Annotated in this window: 18 protein-coding genes; 10 read left to right on the forward strand and 8 right to left on the reverse strand. The window is 68.4% G+C overall.

What is annotated here, in order from left to right; all coding sequences use genetic code 11:
• Positions 1–20: 20 nt before the first annotated feature.
• Positions 21–1,286, reverse strand: coding sequence for an MFS transporter (locus tag FZP69_RS10425; RefSeq protein WP_152041232.1), 1,266 nt, complete (start codon positions 1,284–1,286; stop codon positions 21–23).
• Positions 1,287–1,457: 171 nt separating this feature from the next.
• Between FZP69_RS10425 and FZP69_RS10430 the strand changes: the two genes are divergently transcribed.
• From FZP69_RS10430 to FZP69_RS10460, 7 genes are all read left to right on the forward strand, one after another.
• Positions 1,458–1,721 carry a DUF5789 family protein gene (locus tag FZP69_RS10430; RefSeq protein ID WP_152041233.1) on the forward strand — a complete coding sequence of 88 codons (264 nt, stop codon included), beginning with the start codon at positions 1,458–1,460 and terminating at the stop codon, positions 1,719–1,721.
• A 327-nt stretch (positions 1,722–2,048) separates the two neighbouring features.
• Positions 2,049–3,428: a PAS domain-containing sensor histidine kinase gene (locus FZP69_RS10435; protein WP_152041234.1), complete on the forward strand. Its 1,380-nt coding sequence runs from the start codon at positions 2,049–2,051 to the stop codon at positions 3,426–3,428.
• Between the two features lie 153 nt (positions 3,429–3,581).
• The gene (locus tag FZP69_RS10440) at positions 3,582–3,821 is read left to right on the forward strand and encodes a DUF5789 family protein (protein WP_152041235.1); all 240 of its coding nucleotides are present in this window, start codon (positions 3,582–3,584) and stop codon (positions 3,819–3,821) included.
• A 27-nt stretch (positions 3,822–3,848) separates the two neighbouring features.
• Positions 3,849–4,175 carry an RPA12/RPB9/RPC11 RNA polymerase family protein gene (locus FZP69_RS10445; RefSeq protein WP_152041236.1) on the forward strand — a complete coding sequence of 109 codons (327 nt, stop codon included), beginning with the start codon at positions 3,849–3,851 and terminating at the stop codon, positions 4,173–4,175.
• 1 nt (position 4,176) lies between these two features.
• Positions 4,177–4,776 carry a hypothetical protein gene (locus FZP69_RS10450; RefSeq protein WP_152041237.1) on the forward strand — a complete coding sequence of 200 codons (600 nt, stop codon included), beginning with the start codon at positions 4,177–4,179 and terminating at the stop codon, positions 4,774–4,776.
• Positions 4,773–5,351, forward strand: coding sequence for a DUF6517 family protein (locus FZP69_RS10455; protein ID WP_152041238.1), 579 nt, complete (start codon positions 4,773–4,775; stop codon positions 5,349–5,351). Before FZP69_RS10450 ends, FZP69_RS10455 begins: the two co-directional genes overlap by 4 nt.
• Positions 5,352–5,436: 85 nt before the next feature.
• On the forward strand, positions 5,437–7,215 hold the full coding sequence (locus tag FZP69_RS10460) for an alkaline phosphatase D family protein (protein WP_152041239.1): 1,779 nt from the start codon (positions 5,437–5,439) through the stop codon (positions 7,213–7,215).
• Between the two features lie 93 nt (positions 7,216–7,308).
• On the opposite strand, the gene FZP69_RS10465 is transcribed toward FZP69_RS10460, so the two are convergent.
• The 6 genes from FZP69_RS10465 to FZP69_RS10490 form a co-directional block, all read right to left on the reverse strand.
• On the reverse strand, positions 7,309–7,875 hold the full coding sequence (locus tag FZP69_RS10465) for a DM13 domain-containing protein (protein ID WP_152041240.1): 567 nt from the start codon (positions 7,873–7,875) through the stop codon (positions 7,309–7,311).
• 150 nt (positions 7,876–8,025) lie between these two features.
• On the reverse strand, positions 8,026–8,754 hold the full coding sequence (locus FZP69_RS10470) for a methyltransferase domain-containing protein (protein WP_394350149.1): 729 nt from the start codon (positions 8,752–8,754) through the stop codon (positions 8,026–8,028).
• Between the two features lie 8 nt (positions 8,755–8,762).
• Entirely contained in the window at positions 8,763–9,149 is a 387-nt protein-coding gene (locus FZP69_RS10475) for a nascent polypeptide-associated complex protein (RefSeq protein ID WP_152041242.1), read from the reverse strand.
• Positions 9,150–9,225: 76 nt separating this feature from the next.
• Positions 9,226–10,272 carry an SMP-30/gluconolactonase/LRE family protein gene (locus FZP69_RS10480; protein WP_152041243.1) on the reverse strand — a complete coding sequence of 349 codons (1,047 nt, stop codon included), beginning with the start codon at positions 10,270–10,272 and terminating at the stop codon, positions 9,226–9,228.
• Between the two features lie 121 nt (positions 10,273–10,393).
• Positions 10,394–11,167, reverse strand: a complete 774-nt coding sequence (locus tag FZP69_RS10485; RefSeq protein ID WP_152041244.1) for a creatininase family protein — start codon at positions 11,165–11,167, stop codon at positions 10,394–10,396.
• A gap of 140 nt (positions 11,168–11,307) precedes the next feature.
• Positions 11,308–12,006: an O-methyltransferase gene (locus tag FZP69_RS10490; protein WP_152041245.1), complete on the reverse strand. Its 699-nt coding sequence runs from the start codon at positions 12,004–12,006 to the stop codon at positions 11,308–11,310.
• Positions 12,007–12,199: 193 nt separating this feature from the next.
• On the opposite strand from FZP69_RS10490, the gene FZP69_RS23245 reads away from it, so the two are divergent.
• Together FZP69_RS23245 and FZP69_RS10495 are read left to right on the forward strand one after the other, a co-directional pair.
• Positions 12,200–12,328 (forward strand): hypothetical protein, encoded by a 129-nt coding sequence (locus FZP69_RS23245; RefSeq protein ID WP_275689354.1) that lies wholly within the window; start codon positions 12,200–12,202, stop codon positions 12,326–12,328.
• Between the two features lie 248 nt (positions 12,329–12,576).
• Positions 12,577–14,256 carry an acyl-CoA mutase large subunit family protein gene (locus FZP69_RS10495; protein WP_152041246.1) on the forward strand — a complete coding sequence of 560 codons (1,680 nt, stop codon included), beginning with the start codon at positions 12,577–12,579 and terminating at the stop codon, positions 14,254–14,256.
• A 108-nt stretch (positions 14,257–14,364) separates the two neighbouring features.
• Here FZP69_RS10495 and FZP69_RS10500 read toward each other — a convergent pair whose 3' ends face one another.
• Positions 14,365–14,553: a hypothetical protein gene (locus FZP69_RS10500; RefSeq protein ID WP_152041247.1), complete on the reverse strand. Its 189-nt coding sequence runs from the start codon at positions 14,551–14,553 to the stop codon at positions 14,365–14,367.
• A gap of 124 nt (positions 14,554–14,677) precedes the next feature.
• Here FZP69_RS10500 and mce point away from each other — a divergent pair, with 124 nt between their 5' ends.
• Positions 14,678–15,061 carry a methylmalonyl-CoA epimerase gene (mce, locus tag FZP69_RS10505; RefSeq protein WP_152041248.1) on the forward strand — a complete coding sequence of 128 codons (384 nt, stop codon included), beginning with the start codon at positions 14,678–14,680 and terminating at the stop codon, positions 15,059–15,061.
• Positions 15,062–15,071: the final 10 nt, after the last annotated feature.

Consider the following 15,071-nt stretch of genomic DNA (forward strand, 5'->3'; position numbering starts at 1 on the left):
GAGAGCGGCGTCGACGCCAGTCAGTCGTCCTGCGGGATGGGACGCCTCAGCCCACGCGCGTCGGTGACGGTCTCGTCGACCTGGCTGTAGGTGATCACGAACGCCAGCACGGCCAGCACGGCACCGAAGACGAACGGGACGGCGAAGCCGAACCGTTCGAGGAAGCCCGACAGCAGCGGACCGAACGCGACGCCGAGGCCGAACGCCATCGTCAGCACCGACAGGGTCGTCCCCGACTCGCCCTCGCCCGCGAGGTCGCCCGCGAGCGCGAGCGACGGGGCGAACACCATCGCGACCGCGGCCCCCTGGACGAACCGCGCGACCACCATGAGTAGCGAGTCGGTGACGAACCCCTGTGCGGCCACCGACGGGATCAGGAGGAGAAAGCCCGCGAGGAGGAACGGCCGGCGACCGACGCGGTCGGAGGCGCGCCCCACGGGTATCTGAAACACCACGTTGGCGATGACGACGGCACCGAACTGGACGCCGAAGAGGAACGTCCCCTGCGAGAGCCGCTCGTTGACCTGGCCTTCGAGGGTGGCGAACAGCGCGATGCCGATGGCCATACAGAACGTGCCGATGCCGAGCGCGAACACCGGGTCCAGGAACGACCCCTCGCCCCGGACGGCGACCGAGAGGTCGTCGGCCGCCGACGCCTCGGTCCGCTCGGGGTCCTCGACGAGGATCACTACGAGCAGGAACGAGACGAGCGCGCCCACGACGGCGACGGCGAACGCGGCGTCGACGCTGACGGTCTCGATGACCACGCCGGCGACGATGGGGCCGAAGCCGAAGCCGATCAGCCGCAGCGTGTTGAAGACGCCGAAGTTGCCGCCGCGGTCGTCGCTGGTGGCGAGTTCGTTCACCAGCGCGACGGTCGAGGGGATGGTAAAGCCCGCGGCGAGGCCCTGCAGCGCGCGTAGCACGAGCACCAGCCAGTACGAGGTGACGACGAGGTAGGCCGCGCTGGCAACCGCCAGCAGGCCCAGGCCGAAGAGGATGTAGACGCGGCGACGTCCCGTCCGGTCCGAGAGCCGCCCCGTGAACGGCTGGGAGAAGGAGTTCAGGAAACCGAACAGCGAGAGCACCACCCCGATGAGGAGCGACTCCGTGACCAGGAACGAGACGGGGCCGACCCCGAGACGGACGCCGGCGATGCCGGCGAGCGACACCCGACCGCTGGCGATGAACAGCGGGAGGACGACGATGAGAAACGAGTTCCCGAGCGCGTCGGCCATGCGGGCGATCCCGAGCGTGAGGACGCGGCGGTCGGTTCCGAGGACCATCTACTCCCCGATACGGGCCCGAACGAAAGAGGGTTCGGGTTTCGCTCGTGGCCGAACCCGCCGTCGTCACCCCGTTCTCGTCGCCCGCTCGCCTGTCGGCTCACTCGCGTCACTCACCGGCGTGTGTTTCTCTGACACGACCGGCGAGGCTAAATACTATCACGATTAATAATGTGTGTGGAATCCGAACTCAAGCTCAATACACTCGTCGAACAGTTCGAGACGCTCGACTACCCCCTCGACCGCGAGACCGCCGCCGAACGGTTCGACGATTCGACGCTCCTGATGGCCGACGGGCAGACGAACCTCGGGGCGCTCATCGAACAGACACACGCCTCGTCGTTCACCTCGGCCGAAGACCTCTTCGTCGAACTCCAGACCGTCCTGCCGATCGAGGCCGTCGGCGAACCGGGGCAGTCCGACGGCGACGCCTGAAGACGGTCGCGGGCGTCGCCGGAGCGAGGACGCCACGTACACTGTTCACACCCGATCCGATAGTGCGTCACGTACACTTTTCACTCACGACGACCGACTTAGCTCGATGACGAGTGACGCACCGGGCATCGCGCAGGCGAACCGAGGCACCTCGGCAGGCGCTGAAGAACCGGTGCCGACCGGAAGTGGCCGGACGCCGACGGAGAGAACGGCCACGGACTGCCGGCCGCGCCACACGGGCCGACGGCTCTCGCCGGACAGTGCGATGGACCGCCACAGAAGGGGCGACTCGCACTCCCCCGCGCCCGTCCTGGCCCGATCGACGAGATGACCGGAGACGAGGAGCGGTGGGCGTTCGAGCGCGACCGCCGGCTGATCGAGCGGCTGCCGGTCGGCGTGTTCCGGAGCACGCTCGACGGACGGTTCGTCGACGTGAACCCCGCGTTCGTGTCGCTTCTCGGTGCCGAGTCGGAATCCGACCTGAAACGACACGACGCCGGGCGGTTCTACGCCGACCCCGACGCCCGGGATCGACTCGTCGAGCGGGTCGAACGGGACGGGAGGGTCTCGGACGAGGAGTTCGAACTCGTCACTCTCGACGGCGACCGAATCTGGGTGTCGACGACGCTGGTGCTGTCGGAGTCCGACGACGGGACGTTCCTCGAAGGGACCTCGCAGGAGATCACCTCGCGCAAGGAACGCGAGCGGGAGCTCCGCCGATATCAGAGCATGGTCGACGCGATGCAGGACGCGGCCTGTATCTACGACGCCGACGGCCGGTTCGTGTTCGTCAACGAGTACCTGGCGGAGTTCTACGGCACGACGAAGGAGGCGCTGGCGGGGGAGCCGAGCACCCTCGTCGAACGGCTTCGGACGGAGGCCACCGACGAACCCGACCCCTTCCAGCGGCTCGTCGACGGCGTGATCGAGGAGTTCAGAGGCGAGCACGAGACCGAGTTCCCCGGTCACGGACACGCCATCGTCGACTACCGGCTCACCCGGCTGATCGTCGACGGCGACTTCGAGGGTGTCGTCGCCGTGGGACGGGAGGTGACGGAGCGTAACCGGCGCGAACGGGCGCTGGAGCGGGCGAACGACCGGCTGGACGCGTTCGTCAGCATCGTCTCCCACGACCTCCGCAACCCGCTCGGCGTGGCCGAGGGACGACTCGAACTGGCGCGCGAGGACTGCGACAGCGACCACCTCGGCCACGTCGAGCGGGCGCACGATCGGATGCAGACGTTGATACAGGACCTGCTGACGCTGGCACGGGAGACCGACCCGACGATCGAGCCCGTATCGGTCGACCTCGGCGAGATCGCCGAGACGAGCTGGCGGAGCGTCCAGGGTCACGGCGCCGAACTGGTCGTCGAGTCCACGTCCGCCGTCCGTGCCGACCGACAGCGGCTTCAGCAGCTGCTCGAGAACCTGTTCCGGAACGCAGTCGAACACGGCGGTGACGCCGTCACCATCACTGTCGGCGACCTCGCCGACGGGTTCTACGTCGCAGACGACGGTCTCGGATTCCCCGGTGACGACCGCGAGCGGCTGTTCGAGCGGGGGTACTCGACGCGAGAGGAGGGGACCGGGTTCGGCCTCGTAATCGTCGAGTCGGTCGCCGCGTCACACGGCTGGGACGTGGCCGCGACCGACGGCGACGACGGCGGGGCCCGGATCGAGGTCACGGGCGTCGATCGGGTCGCGTGAGCGGGGCGGTTCGTTCCGCGACGTCGTTCGATCCCACGTTCGAACCTCCTCTTCCTGTCCGATTCGACCTCCGAGCGGGTCGTCGCTCACCCGATTCACCGACGCCGACGACACGCCCACAGAGCCAAGTCGCTGGCGACTGAACGAGGCCATATGGACGACTCACTCCGTACCGGGGAGGTGAAGGCACACTGTGAGCGGTTGGAGTACCCCGTGATGCGCGCGGACGCGGCGGCGGCGCTGGCCGACGTGACGGTCGACGCCGCCGACGGCGAGACGAACCTCGGCGTCGTCGTCTCGGAACTGGACCGCGACTCGTTCACCGGCCCGAACGAACTGTACGACGCGCTCGTCTCGTCGGTGGACGACGACTCCCCACTTCGGGGGGCTTAAGTGTCCCAGCCGATTGGTTCCTCTACCATGGAGTTCTGTGACGAGTGCGGCAAGATGATGAAGACCGACGGCGACAGATGGGTCTGTCCGAACGGTCACGAGAAGCTGCGGAACGAGGCGTCGGAGGCGACCATGACGACGACACAGGGACAGGAACAGAGCAGTGCCGTCGACATGTCCGACGTCGACGACGCGGAGATCGGACCGACCACGACGGTCCAGTGTCCGAACCCCGACTGCGACAACGACCGCGCCCGGTACGAGATGAAACAGATCCGATCGGCCGACGAGAGCGAGACGCGGTTTTTCACCTGTACCGAGTGCGGGCAGAAGTGGCGAGAGGACGACCACTGAGATGGCCCGCCCCCCCGCTCCGTCGGTCCCGCCGCTCGACGAGCGGGGCTGGGCTCTCGTCGAGGAGCGTCAGGACGTCCGGTTCGAGCTCCCGACGATGCGAGTGCTGGCACATACGCTGGTGTACGACGACGCCGACCTCCGCGACCGGGTGCGCGAGGCGACGGGCGTCGACCACCACTGGCGGTTCTTCTTCGCGACCCGGCTCGGATTCGAGCCACCCCTCCCGCCGCTCACGGGGACCGCGTCGGTGTACGGCTCGGTCCGCTCCGAGTCGCGCCGCGCCTTCGTCGCCGACCTCCGCGACCGCGGCGTCGACGACGTCGAGCGCGCTCGGTCCGAACGGATGCGGACGGAGACGGGCGACCGCGTCTCGGTGACGCGCTACCGCGGTCGGTTCCGGCTCGACCTCGACGACGGCGACCCTGTCAGCGTCCCGGTCGCGGGACTGCTCGGCGTGTGGACCCACGACGGGACGTTCCGGCTCGCCGGTGGGTGGTACCCCGACCAGTCGCTCGCGAGCGTCCTCGACGACGCGCCAGCGACCGACCCGAACCGGTTCAGGAACGACCTCGTCGATCTCGTGCGAGGCACCGCATGAGCGGGAACGACGCCGACCCGCCCGCGCCCTCGGTCGACGTGCCGGACGGCTGGGTCGAACGGGAGACGACGACCGAGCGGGTGTTCTCCGTCAGCAAAGTGACCGTCACGGCCACCACGGCCGTCTACGACGACGAACGGCTCCGCGAGCAGGTCGAGACCGAGACCGGCGGCGGCTTCCGCCGGTTCGTCTTCGCCAGCCGACTGCGGCTGCGTCCGTCGACGAAGCCCTCGAAGCCGCTCACGAAACTCGTCACGTCGCGGGCGAAGGCGGGGTTCGCCGACCGGCTGGCGGACCGTGGGATGGCCGACGTCACAGAGCGCGAGAGCCGCCGGTTCCGGGTCGGCGATGCGGAGGCGACGCTCGTCGGCTACGACGCGTCGTGCGTGGTCGCGGGGACGCGGCTGGCCGTCGACGGCTGGGTGGCCGTCTGGCCCGGCGACGACGGCGACTACTTCGTCGCCGGCGGTGCGTACCCGACGCGGGTGCTCGACAGCGACGACGGATTCGGTGGCGTCGTCGACCCGGGACGCTTCCGCGACGACCTCTTCTCGATCGTCCGGAGCGTCCGCTGACCCGATCGGCGATCGGCGGTCGGCGAGCCCACGCCTGCGCGACGAGGCCGTAACGTCGAAGTCCCGCCGACCCGAACGGGCGTCGATGGTAGCCGACGACGGTGTCGACGGGCGTGACGAGCCGGCACGCGGGCCGAACGACCACTCGGAACTCCTCTCGGAACTCGACTCGCACGACCTCGCGGTGGCGACCGACCCCGAAGCCCCGAGCGACGACGCCGTCTTCAGAGTCGAACCCGATCCCGCCGTCGAACGTGACGCCGGGACGGACGCCGCCGACGTGTTCCCCCAGTCGGTCGCCAGCGGCGGGCCCACCCCCGAGGGGGTCATCCTCTGGACGCGAATCGCGCCCGACGCGTTCCGCGACGGCGAGCCGCTCGGGGTGCAGGTCGCCCACGACGAGGCGATGGATCACGTCTGTTTCGAGGGTGTCGTCACCGACACCGACCGCATCCGTGCCCACGACTACACGATCAAGATCGACCTCGACGGTCGACTCGACCCCGACGGCGAGTACTGGTACCGGTTCGTCTACCGTGGTGTCGCCTCCCGAATCGGCCGGTGCCGGACGCTTCCGGCACCCGACTCGTCGCCCGACTCGCTCCGGATCGCGCTGCTCGCGTGTCAGAACTACCTCAACGGCTACTACCCCGCCTACCACTACGTCGCCGAGGCGGACGTGGACTTTCTCGTCCACGTCGGCGACTTCGTCTACGAGTCCGACGCGGGCGACTTCAAGGGGCTCGGCTCGTACGACTACCCCGGCCGCGAGAAGTCGTTGCCGAGCGGTCGCGACCGGGTGTGGAACCTCGACGACTACCGGTATCTGTACCGACTGTACCGGAGCGACCGCTTCCTCCAGGAGGCGCTGGAGTCGCACACGCTCGTCGCCGGCTGGGACGACCACGAGATGGTCAACGACGTCTACTGGGACCGGCTGACCGACGCCCCCGCGGGCGACCATCCGCGGGGGGACGACCCGCAGTTCATGACCGAACTGATCGCCGACGCGATGCACGCGTGGTGGGAGTTCATGCCCGCCCGCGTTGAGTACGATCCGAACGGTGAGTCCCTCCAGGACCGCTTTCGGCTCTGGCGCGACTTCGCGTTCGGCGACCTCGTCACGCTGATCATGACCGACGAACGGCTGTTTCGCGATCCACCCCGCGAGGCCATCCCGACCGTCGACAACGTCGGCCCACAGTACGAACCGCCCGGCCGGACCATGCTCGGCGCGGACCAGCGCGAGTGGCTCGTCGACACGATCACGAACTCGACGGCAACGTGGACCGTCTGGGCCGACGAGGTACTGACGGTCCCGCTCAGGATCGGGTCCGGTCCTCTCTCGCTCTACCCGGTACAGGGGGGCTGGGACGGCTACACCCGCGAGCGCATGCGGATCACCGAGGCGGTCGCCGAGGCCGGCGTGGAGAACTTCGTCACGCTCACGGGCGACATGCACAGCTACGTCGCCGCCTACCAGCAGACCTCCTACCCCGGGCGGGTGACGGGCGGCGAGGGGGTCGCGCAGGGCGACCGGATCGGCGTCGAGTTCATGACGCCCGCGATCACGTCGCTGAACGTCGCCGAGGCGCTCCACCTCACTCGGGGACGGCGTAAACGCATCTCGGAACCGTTGCTGTCGTGGCTGGTGCCGCTGATGAACCCCCACATCGAATTCTTCGACGGTCACAACTGGGGCTACTCGGTCGTGGAGTTCACCCGCGACGACTGCACCTACGTGGGGTACGCCGTCGACAAGACGGTCGACTCGCCCGACGCCGACCGGGAGGTCGTCGTCGCGTACCGCGTGCCCGAGGGCGTCGTCCAGCTAGAGGACGTGACTGACGCGTACCGGACGTGACAGCTGTCTCCCCGGAGTCGTCGGGGGAGGTCACCGCCCCGGTCGCCGTCGCTCGCGCCCAAAGCGGCAGCTTCCGGTTCCATCGAGCCAGCATCAGTTCCCGCCCGGCACCGAGAGTGTTGCCGCGCCGAACGGCACCGAGAAGCGGTCACACCAGATGCCGACGCCGTTCACCGCGTCGACGTCGACGTCTCCCGACACCGGCTGTGCGAACGTCCCGGTCTTCGTGATCTCCCCGCCGTCGGCCCCCCCGTCGATCAGCACCTTGGTGCCGGCGTCGATCGCCGCGGTCGTGTCCGGGTCCGCGTCCGGCGTGAGGTAGCAGAACACGTCCGGCCCCTGCGTCTGCTCGTAGTCGCGGAACTGGAGGAAGAGCCCGGAGTCGTCACGCGCGAGATCGACCGTCCCCGAACAGCGGTGGTTGGCCTTGCCCACGAACTCGCCGGTCTTCAGAATCTCGACCCCTCCCGGGTCGTCGCCGCCTCCCGTACTCGCCCCGTTCCCGCCGCCACTGGCGCTGTTCCCGCCGCTCGAACCGCCCGTGCGGTCGTCGTTCACCCGGGTCGCCCGCTCCGGGGCGAACAGTTCGACTCCGAGGTATCCACCCCCGCCGAGCAGGGCGAGGCCGCCGACCGCACCGATGACAGTTCGTCGTTTCACACCACAGACGACGCTGGACGAGGGGATAACCGCTTTTCCAAATCTCCCCGCAGTCGGGGAGATATCGCTCCCGAGTCGGTACGAACTTCGACACCGAGACGGCCCGACTTCGACGCCGAGTCAGTGCGTACTTCGACGCCCGCGGCTGGCTCAGTGCCGCCCGAACAGCAGGTAGCCGGTGTGTCCGACGCCGGCGGTCGACGGCCGCGACCCGCGTTCGCCGAAGTCCATCCGACGCTGGATCGTCTCGAACGTCTTCACCTCGGAGAGGCCCGTCTCCTCGGCGGCCTCGTGGGCGGCGCGCGTCCCCTCGACGAACGGAGAGTACACCGCCACGAAGCCACCCGAGACGAGCAACTCCGGCGCGCGTTCGACCACCGTCGGCGCGTCTTCGGTGTCGAGGGTGAGGAGGTCGTACCCTGCACCGTCTGCGAGGACGTCGAGGTCGGCCGTGAGGTCGCCCGTTCTGATCTCGACGCGATCCGTGACGCCCGCCAGCGCCATGTTCTCGCGGGCGACCGCGGCGAAGTTGGGGTCGCGCTCGTAGCTGGTCACGTCGGCACCGACCCGTCCCAGGTAGGCGGCGAGGACTCCGGTTCCGGTGCCGGCGTCGAGGACGCGGTCGCCGCGGGACGCGCCCGTGTGACCGACGAGGAGGCCGATGTCGCGGGGCATCATCGGTGCGCCGGTCCGCTCGAAGTGATCGAAGAGGTCCGGGCCGCGCGGCTCGCGAACCTCGAAGACCTCCCCCAGATGCGTCTCGACCGTGTCGCCGGCCGTGACGTCGTCGGGGACCTCGATGACGCCGAGGTCGGTGCCGAACTCCGCGCCGGGTTCGAGGAGATACTCGCGATCGCCGTGGACGAAGAGGAGTCGCACTCGGTCGCTCACTCGAGCCGGGAGATGGCCGCCGCGAGGTCGCCGTCTTCGGCCGCGAGCGCCTCCCGCGCCTCGTCGGGGGAGACGCCAGCGCGCTGGGCGACGAGTTTCACGTCGTCTTCGGGGATGGCGTCGCTCGCGTCGGCCTCGCCGCTCGCGTCGTCCGTCGTGTCGTCCGCGCCGGCCCCGCGCTCGCGCGTCTCGGGGTCGCCGACGACCTGGTACGTCTGGGTCCCCTGGGCGTCCATCCGGGTGACGTCGGGACCGTCGAAGACCAGCTCCTCGTCGGCGGTCCGGATGACCACCTCCTCGGCGTCGATCTCGGTGACGTCGATCCCCATCTGTTTCATCATCTGCTGCATCTTCCGCGGGTTCATACCGCCGCCTCCGAACATACCTCGGGGGAGGGTACGGGTCGGCAAAAGCGTGGCGAACCACGGGAGATCGGGTCGAGCCCTGACGGCGACGGGCTCAGCGGTTGATCGGCAGACCGGGGACGCCGACGTCGATCTTGACCAGCCCGGGCTTTGGGACGCTCCCGAACGGAGTGAACGCGAAGTTCACGACGAACAGCGTCTTCTGTTCACCCCTCGCGGTCCCGAACGCGAGGTCGGAGGGGAAGTCGAGTGCGGCTCCCTCCTCGGCCGACGCCAGCGTCTCGATCGTCGCGTCGCCGTTCCTGTCCTCGCTGACGCGGACGACGGCGTGCTGATCGTTGACGGCCACGTAGAGGTTTTCCCGCGTGTCGAACCGGATGCCGTCCGCGCCCTGCAGGCGGTCGTCTTCGGCCCAGACGTCGGGGGTTCCTGCGCTCCCGTCCGGCTCGATCGGGATCCGGACGATGTGTTGTTTGTCGGAGTTCGCGACGTAGAGGTCGCCGACGCGGTCGAGGGCGACGCCGTTGGCACCGATGGGTGGATCGCCTCCCATGGGGTCCAGGAGGGGGCTAGTGACCCACTCTTCGGCCACTCCGTCGGCGAAGCTCCAGACCGCGCCACCCGCCGAGTCCGAGATGAGCCATCGGTCCCCCTCGGCGACGATCCCGTTGAGGAACTCGGGTCCCGACATGTCGAACGTCTTGAGCGTCTCGACCTCGCCGTCGCGGGAGACGCGGTACACTGCCCGGCTTCCCCCTCCGAACTCCGTAGAGACCGTGTACAGGTCGCCCGGCGGCGTCGCGGCGATACCGAGCAGCACGGGTGACAGGTCACTCGCGAACTCCGACGCCTCGGTCCCACGCGGTGGGACGTCGCGTATTTCACCCAACAACGGGAACGTGAGGTACTTGTTCCCCCGCCGGTCGACCGTGATCGCCTCGGGCAGTTCGTCGGGAGTAAAGCTGACCACATCCTCCACTTCGTAGTCGTCTGCTGGTTTCTTCGCCCGAGCCGGGGTGACCGCGAACGGGAACGCCGCACTCGCGCCCATCGCCGTCAGTGCCTGGCGTCGCGTCCAGCGGCCGGCGCGACCGATGCTGTGCGTCCGGTCCGCTCCGATGGTGGTGTCTCTGTCTGACATGACCGACACGTATTGGCGAGCGAACACGATAAAATCGCCTAAACGGATCGACACGTCCGGTGACCGTGAACTCGGACACGCGTCGATGCGCTCACCGAGATCACGCTTCCGAGAAGGTGTGTTACACGTGGTCTTTCGGCATGAGTGTCGCGAACTCCCGGTCGGCGAGCCACTCGCAGAGTTCGACCAACTGCTCTGTGGCGGCCTCGAACAGCCGCTCGCCCTTCTCGGCGGTGGCGTCGGTCTGGTCGCCGAGCACACCGTTGTCCGTGTTGTCGATCGCGTCGTAGAAGGTCCGCGCGCCGTTCTGGACCGCGCCCGGATGGTTCTCCCAGTCGACGAGCCCGCCGTCTCTGGCCTCGTCGAGCCGGTCGTCGTGGACGAGCTCCGGGTGCAGGTACTGGATGAGCGACGTCTCTTTCGGACCCCCGTGGGGGCCGGGCTGTGAGAACACCTCCTCGACGAGGTCCGGAATCGAGTCGTTCCACATCCACTCGATGGCGTACGCCTCGCCCGACTCGTGGAGGCGGCGGCCGACCTCGCGGAGGTGGACGACGTTGCCGCCGTGGGCGTTGACGTAGACGACGCGGTCGATACCATGGTAGGTGAGGTTCCGCGTGAGCGACTCGACGTAGTTCCTGAACGCGGGTGCGTCGGCCCACATCGTCCCGTGGAACTGCCGGTGGTGGGGGCTGACGCCGACGGTGATGGTGGGCGTACAGAGGTAGCCGGTGCGGTCGGCGGCCTCGCGGGCGAAGGCCTCGGCGATGAGGTGGTCGGTCCCCTCGGGGAGGTGTGGCCCGTGCTGTTCGGTCGATCCGAGCGGGACGATGGCCAGCGACTCCTCCCTGAAGTAGGTCTCGAGGTCCGGCCACGCCTCGTCTGCGAGATACATCGACTGAACATCCGTCGTGGGGCACGTATAGCTTGGGCTCCGGACGGGACCGCTCGAACGCGGGCGACGTCGCTCGGACCCCGGACGGTCGCGACCACGTGATCCGCGTGGCCGCCTCGACGCGAGAACCACGTAGCCGTTCAGTCGACGCGGACGCTCACGGCCAGCCCCTCGTCGACCGGCAGGACCAGGGTCTCGAAGGCGGGATCGGTCCTGACGAGGTCGAGGTACGCCGCGATTCCCTCGGTCTCGGTGTCGACGTCCCACGACGCGTCCCGGCCGAGGTCGTCGCCCGCGCCCGTCCCGTCTTCGAGCATCGCCACGAGGTGCTCGGGGTCGACAGGGCCGGCAGCCACGTTGTCGGCGACCACGACGCCTCCCGGGCGGAGCTTCTCGCGCACCCGGGCGAGCGCTGGGGCGTACCGTGCCCCCTCGTGGTCCAGCAGGACGAGGTCGAACGGCCCGCCGTACCGGTCGATCGCCGCCATCGCGTCGCCCGACTCGAAGACGAAGTCGACGCCGTACGCGTCCTCGTCGCCGCCGAGGAACTCCCGGGCGAGCGCGAGTTCGTCCACGTCGTACTCCGTGAGTATCACACGCCCGCCGTCCATTCCCCGGGCGAACCACGAGGCGGAGTAGCCGAAGCCCGACCCGAACTCGAACACCTCGCGGGCACCGGCGAGGCGTGCGAGGAGTCGGAGGACCCCGCCGGCCTCGGGACCGACGGTCGGGAACCCGTCGGCGACCGCGTGTTCGAGCATCGCCGACTGTCGGGCGTCGTGGGACGGTCCCACCGCGCGGAGGAGTCGACCGAGGGGTTCGTGCGTGCGTTCGTCCATGGCTCGTCGAGGCGTCGAGCAGGTGTTAATCCTGTCCCCCTCGTCGGAGTCGTCGGCCGTCGGCCGTCGCCCGACGTCGCCCGGCCCGATCGACGCGAGCCGCCCACGTCACGCGACACCGACCGTCCGGCTCGGAAGGACAACTATTATCACCTGACGGTGAGTTGTCGCAACTCAGACGGAGGTTCCACAGATGCCACTCGTTCCGTACGACCCCTCAGACGAGCCCGAACGAGACCCGTACCTCCCGGATTTCGACGAGATCCTCGACCGAATCCTCAACGGTGACGGCGATCGGTCACCGGGGTCCGGCGGCGCGTAGTCGGCGTGACCCACGGCCACGTTCGGACCGATCCGGAAGCGGGACCCGAAGCCACGGTCGGTGCGAGCCCACGATCACAGCCACCTGTTTCGTAGTCGTCGCCCCCGAGCAGTGTTCGCTCGCAGCCCGCGCTCTCCTCTCGAGTTCCTCACACCCTCCCCCGTCGACCACCGTCCCGTCTCCGCCACCCGCCGTCGACTCCCAGCCGACGACCATCGTTAAGTCTCAGCCGACCGTGGCGACAGCTAATGTACGACCCCGACGAACTCGAACGCATCCGCGAGGCGAAGTCGGCGTGGGAGGAGGAGACGCTCGGGCCGACGCTGGACCGGTTCGGGGAGCGCGAGGAGACCTTCACGACCGACACGGGCGGCCAGCGGGTCGACCGGCTGTACACGCCGGCGGACGTCGAGACCGACTACCGCGAGGATCTCGGCTTCCCCGGCGAGGAGCCGTACACCCGGGGCGTCTACCCGACGATGCACCGCGGTCGGCTGTGGACCATGCGGCAGTACGCCGGCTTCGGGACCGCTCGTGAGACGAACGAGCGGTTCCACTACCTGCTCGACGAGGGGCAGTCCGGGCTCTCGCTGGCGTTCGATCTGCCGACGCAGATGGGGTACGACTCCGACGCGGACATGGCCGCCGGCGAGGTCGGGAAGTCGGGCGTCGCCATCGACACGCTCGACGACATGGAACGGGTGTTCGAGGGCATCCCGCTCGACGAGGTGTCGACCTCCATGACGATCAACGCGCCCGCGGCGGTGTTGCTGGCGATGTACATCGCGGTCGGCGACGAACAGGGCGTCCCGCGCGACCAGTTGCGCGGGACGATCCAGAACGACATCATGAAGGAGTACGTCGCGCGGAACCTCTACATCTACCCCCCGGAGCCCTCTATGCGGCTGATCACCGACATCTTCGAGTTCTGCGCCGCGGAGACCCCGAAGTTCAACACGATCTCCATCTCGGGGTACCACATCCGCGAGGCCGGCTCGACGGCGGCACAGGAGGTCGCGTTCACCCTCGGCAACGGTATCGAGTACGTCCAGGCCGCCGTGGACGCGGGCCTCGACGTCGACGAGTTCGCCCCCCAGCTGTCGTTCTTCTTCAACGCCCACAACAACGTCCTCGAGGAGGTCGCGAAGTTCCGTGCCGCCCGGCGGATGTGGGCGACGATCATGGACGAGCGGTTCGGCGCGGAGCACCCCAAGTCCAAACAGCTGAAGTTCCACACCCAGACCGGTGGCTCCACCCTCACGGCACAGCAGGTCGAGAACAACGTCGTCCGGGTGTCCTACCAGGCACTCGCCGCGGTGCTGGGCGGCACGCAGTCGCTCCACACCAACGGGAAGGACGAGGCGCTCTCGCTCCCGACCGAGAAGTCGGTTCGGACGGCGCTCAGAACCCAGCAGATCCTCGCTCACGAGTCCGGTGCCGCCGACACCATCGACCCCCTCGCGGGGTCGTACTACGTCGAGTCGCTCACCGACCGCGTGGAGGAGGAGGCGTTCGAGATCCTCGACGAGGTCGACTCACGGGGCGGGATGCTCGACTGCGTGGAGAACCAGTGGGTCCAGCGGCAGATCCAGGACGTCGCGTTCGAGCGCCAGCGCGAGATCGAGGAGGGTGAGCGGGTCATCGTCGGCGTCAACGAGTACCGCGTCGACGAGGACCCCGAAGTCGACATCGAGGAGGTCTCCGAGGCGGACGAACGCCGGCAGATCGCGGAACTGGACGACGTCCGTGCCGACCGCGACGACGACGCCGTCGACGACGCGCTCGCGGCGCTCCGTGACGCGGCGCGCGGCGACGACAACCTCGTCCCACACGTCGTCAGCGCGGTGAAGACGTACGCGACGGTCGGCGAGGTGTGTGACGTGCTCCGCGAGGAGTTCGGTGAGTACCAGCCGGGGAGCGCGCTCTGACCGCCGCGGCCACCGGAGACCCGCACGAACCGTTCCCCCGTGCAGCGACTCCGCGACTCGGTGGTTCGACGACACGTCCCGCCACGCCGTGCGGTCGGGTGCGCAGAATCAGGACTCGAGTACACCCACCGGACGCGTCTCGCGGATCGTCCGGTAGAGGTCGTGTTTCGTCTCGACGGCCGCCAGCAGTTCGTCGGTGATCGCACTCTTCCGGTGCTCGCACATCAGGTGAACCCGGAGGTCGGTGCGGTTCTCGAAGCGTTGCGGGCACATCGGACACTGTGCTGAGTCGTTCATGATCTATGATGCACTATGGATGCAGCAGGATCAAATAGCTATCGGAACCTCTCACCCACGAATACTGTCCCCGTCGGTGGGAGTCGGGCGACGGGGTTTACTCGTCGGACCGAGACGCGTCGGTATGGAGCTCGACCACCTGGGGATCGCTACCGACGACGCTGCCGGTCTCGCCGAACTGTACGCCGACCTCTTCGAGACGGCCGTCGTCCACGAAGAGGTGTTCGACGGGATGTTCGTCGTCTTTCTCGAACTGGACGGTCACTACTTCGAGCTGCTGGAACCGCGAGCGGACGGACCGATCAGTCGGTATCTCGACCGACACGGTCCGGGGATGCACCACGTCGCGGTGGAGACTTCGGATATCGAATCGACGCTCGAACGCGTCCGAGAGGCGGGAGTCGACCTCGTCGACGAGACGCCCCGATCGGGCGCGTGGGGACACACCGTCGCGTTCCTCCACCCGAAGTCCACGGGTGGTGTCCTCGTCGAGTTCGTCGAACATTGAGGCGAGATGA

The sequence above is a fragment of the Salinigranum salinum genome (assembly GCF_009176545.1).
GTDB classification, from domain to species: domain Archaea; phylum Halobacteriota; class Halobacteria; order Halobacteriales; family Haloferacaceae; genus Salinigranum; species Salinigranum salinum.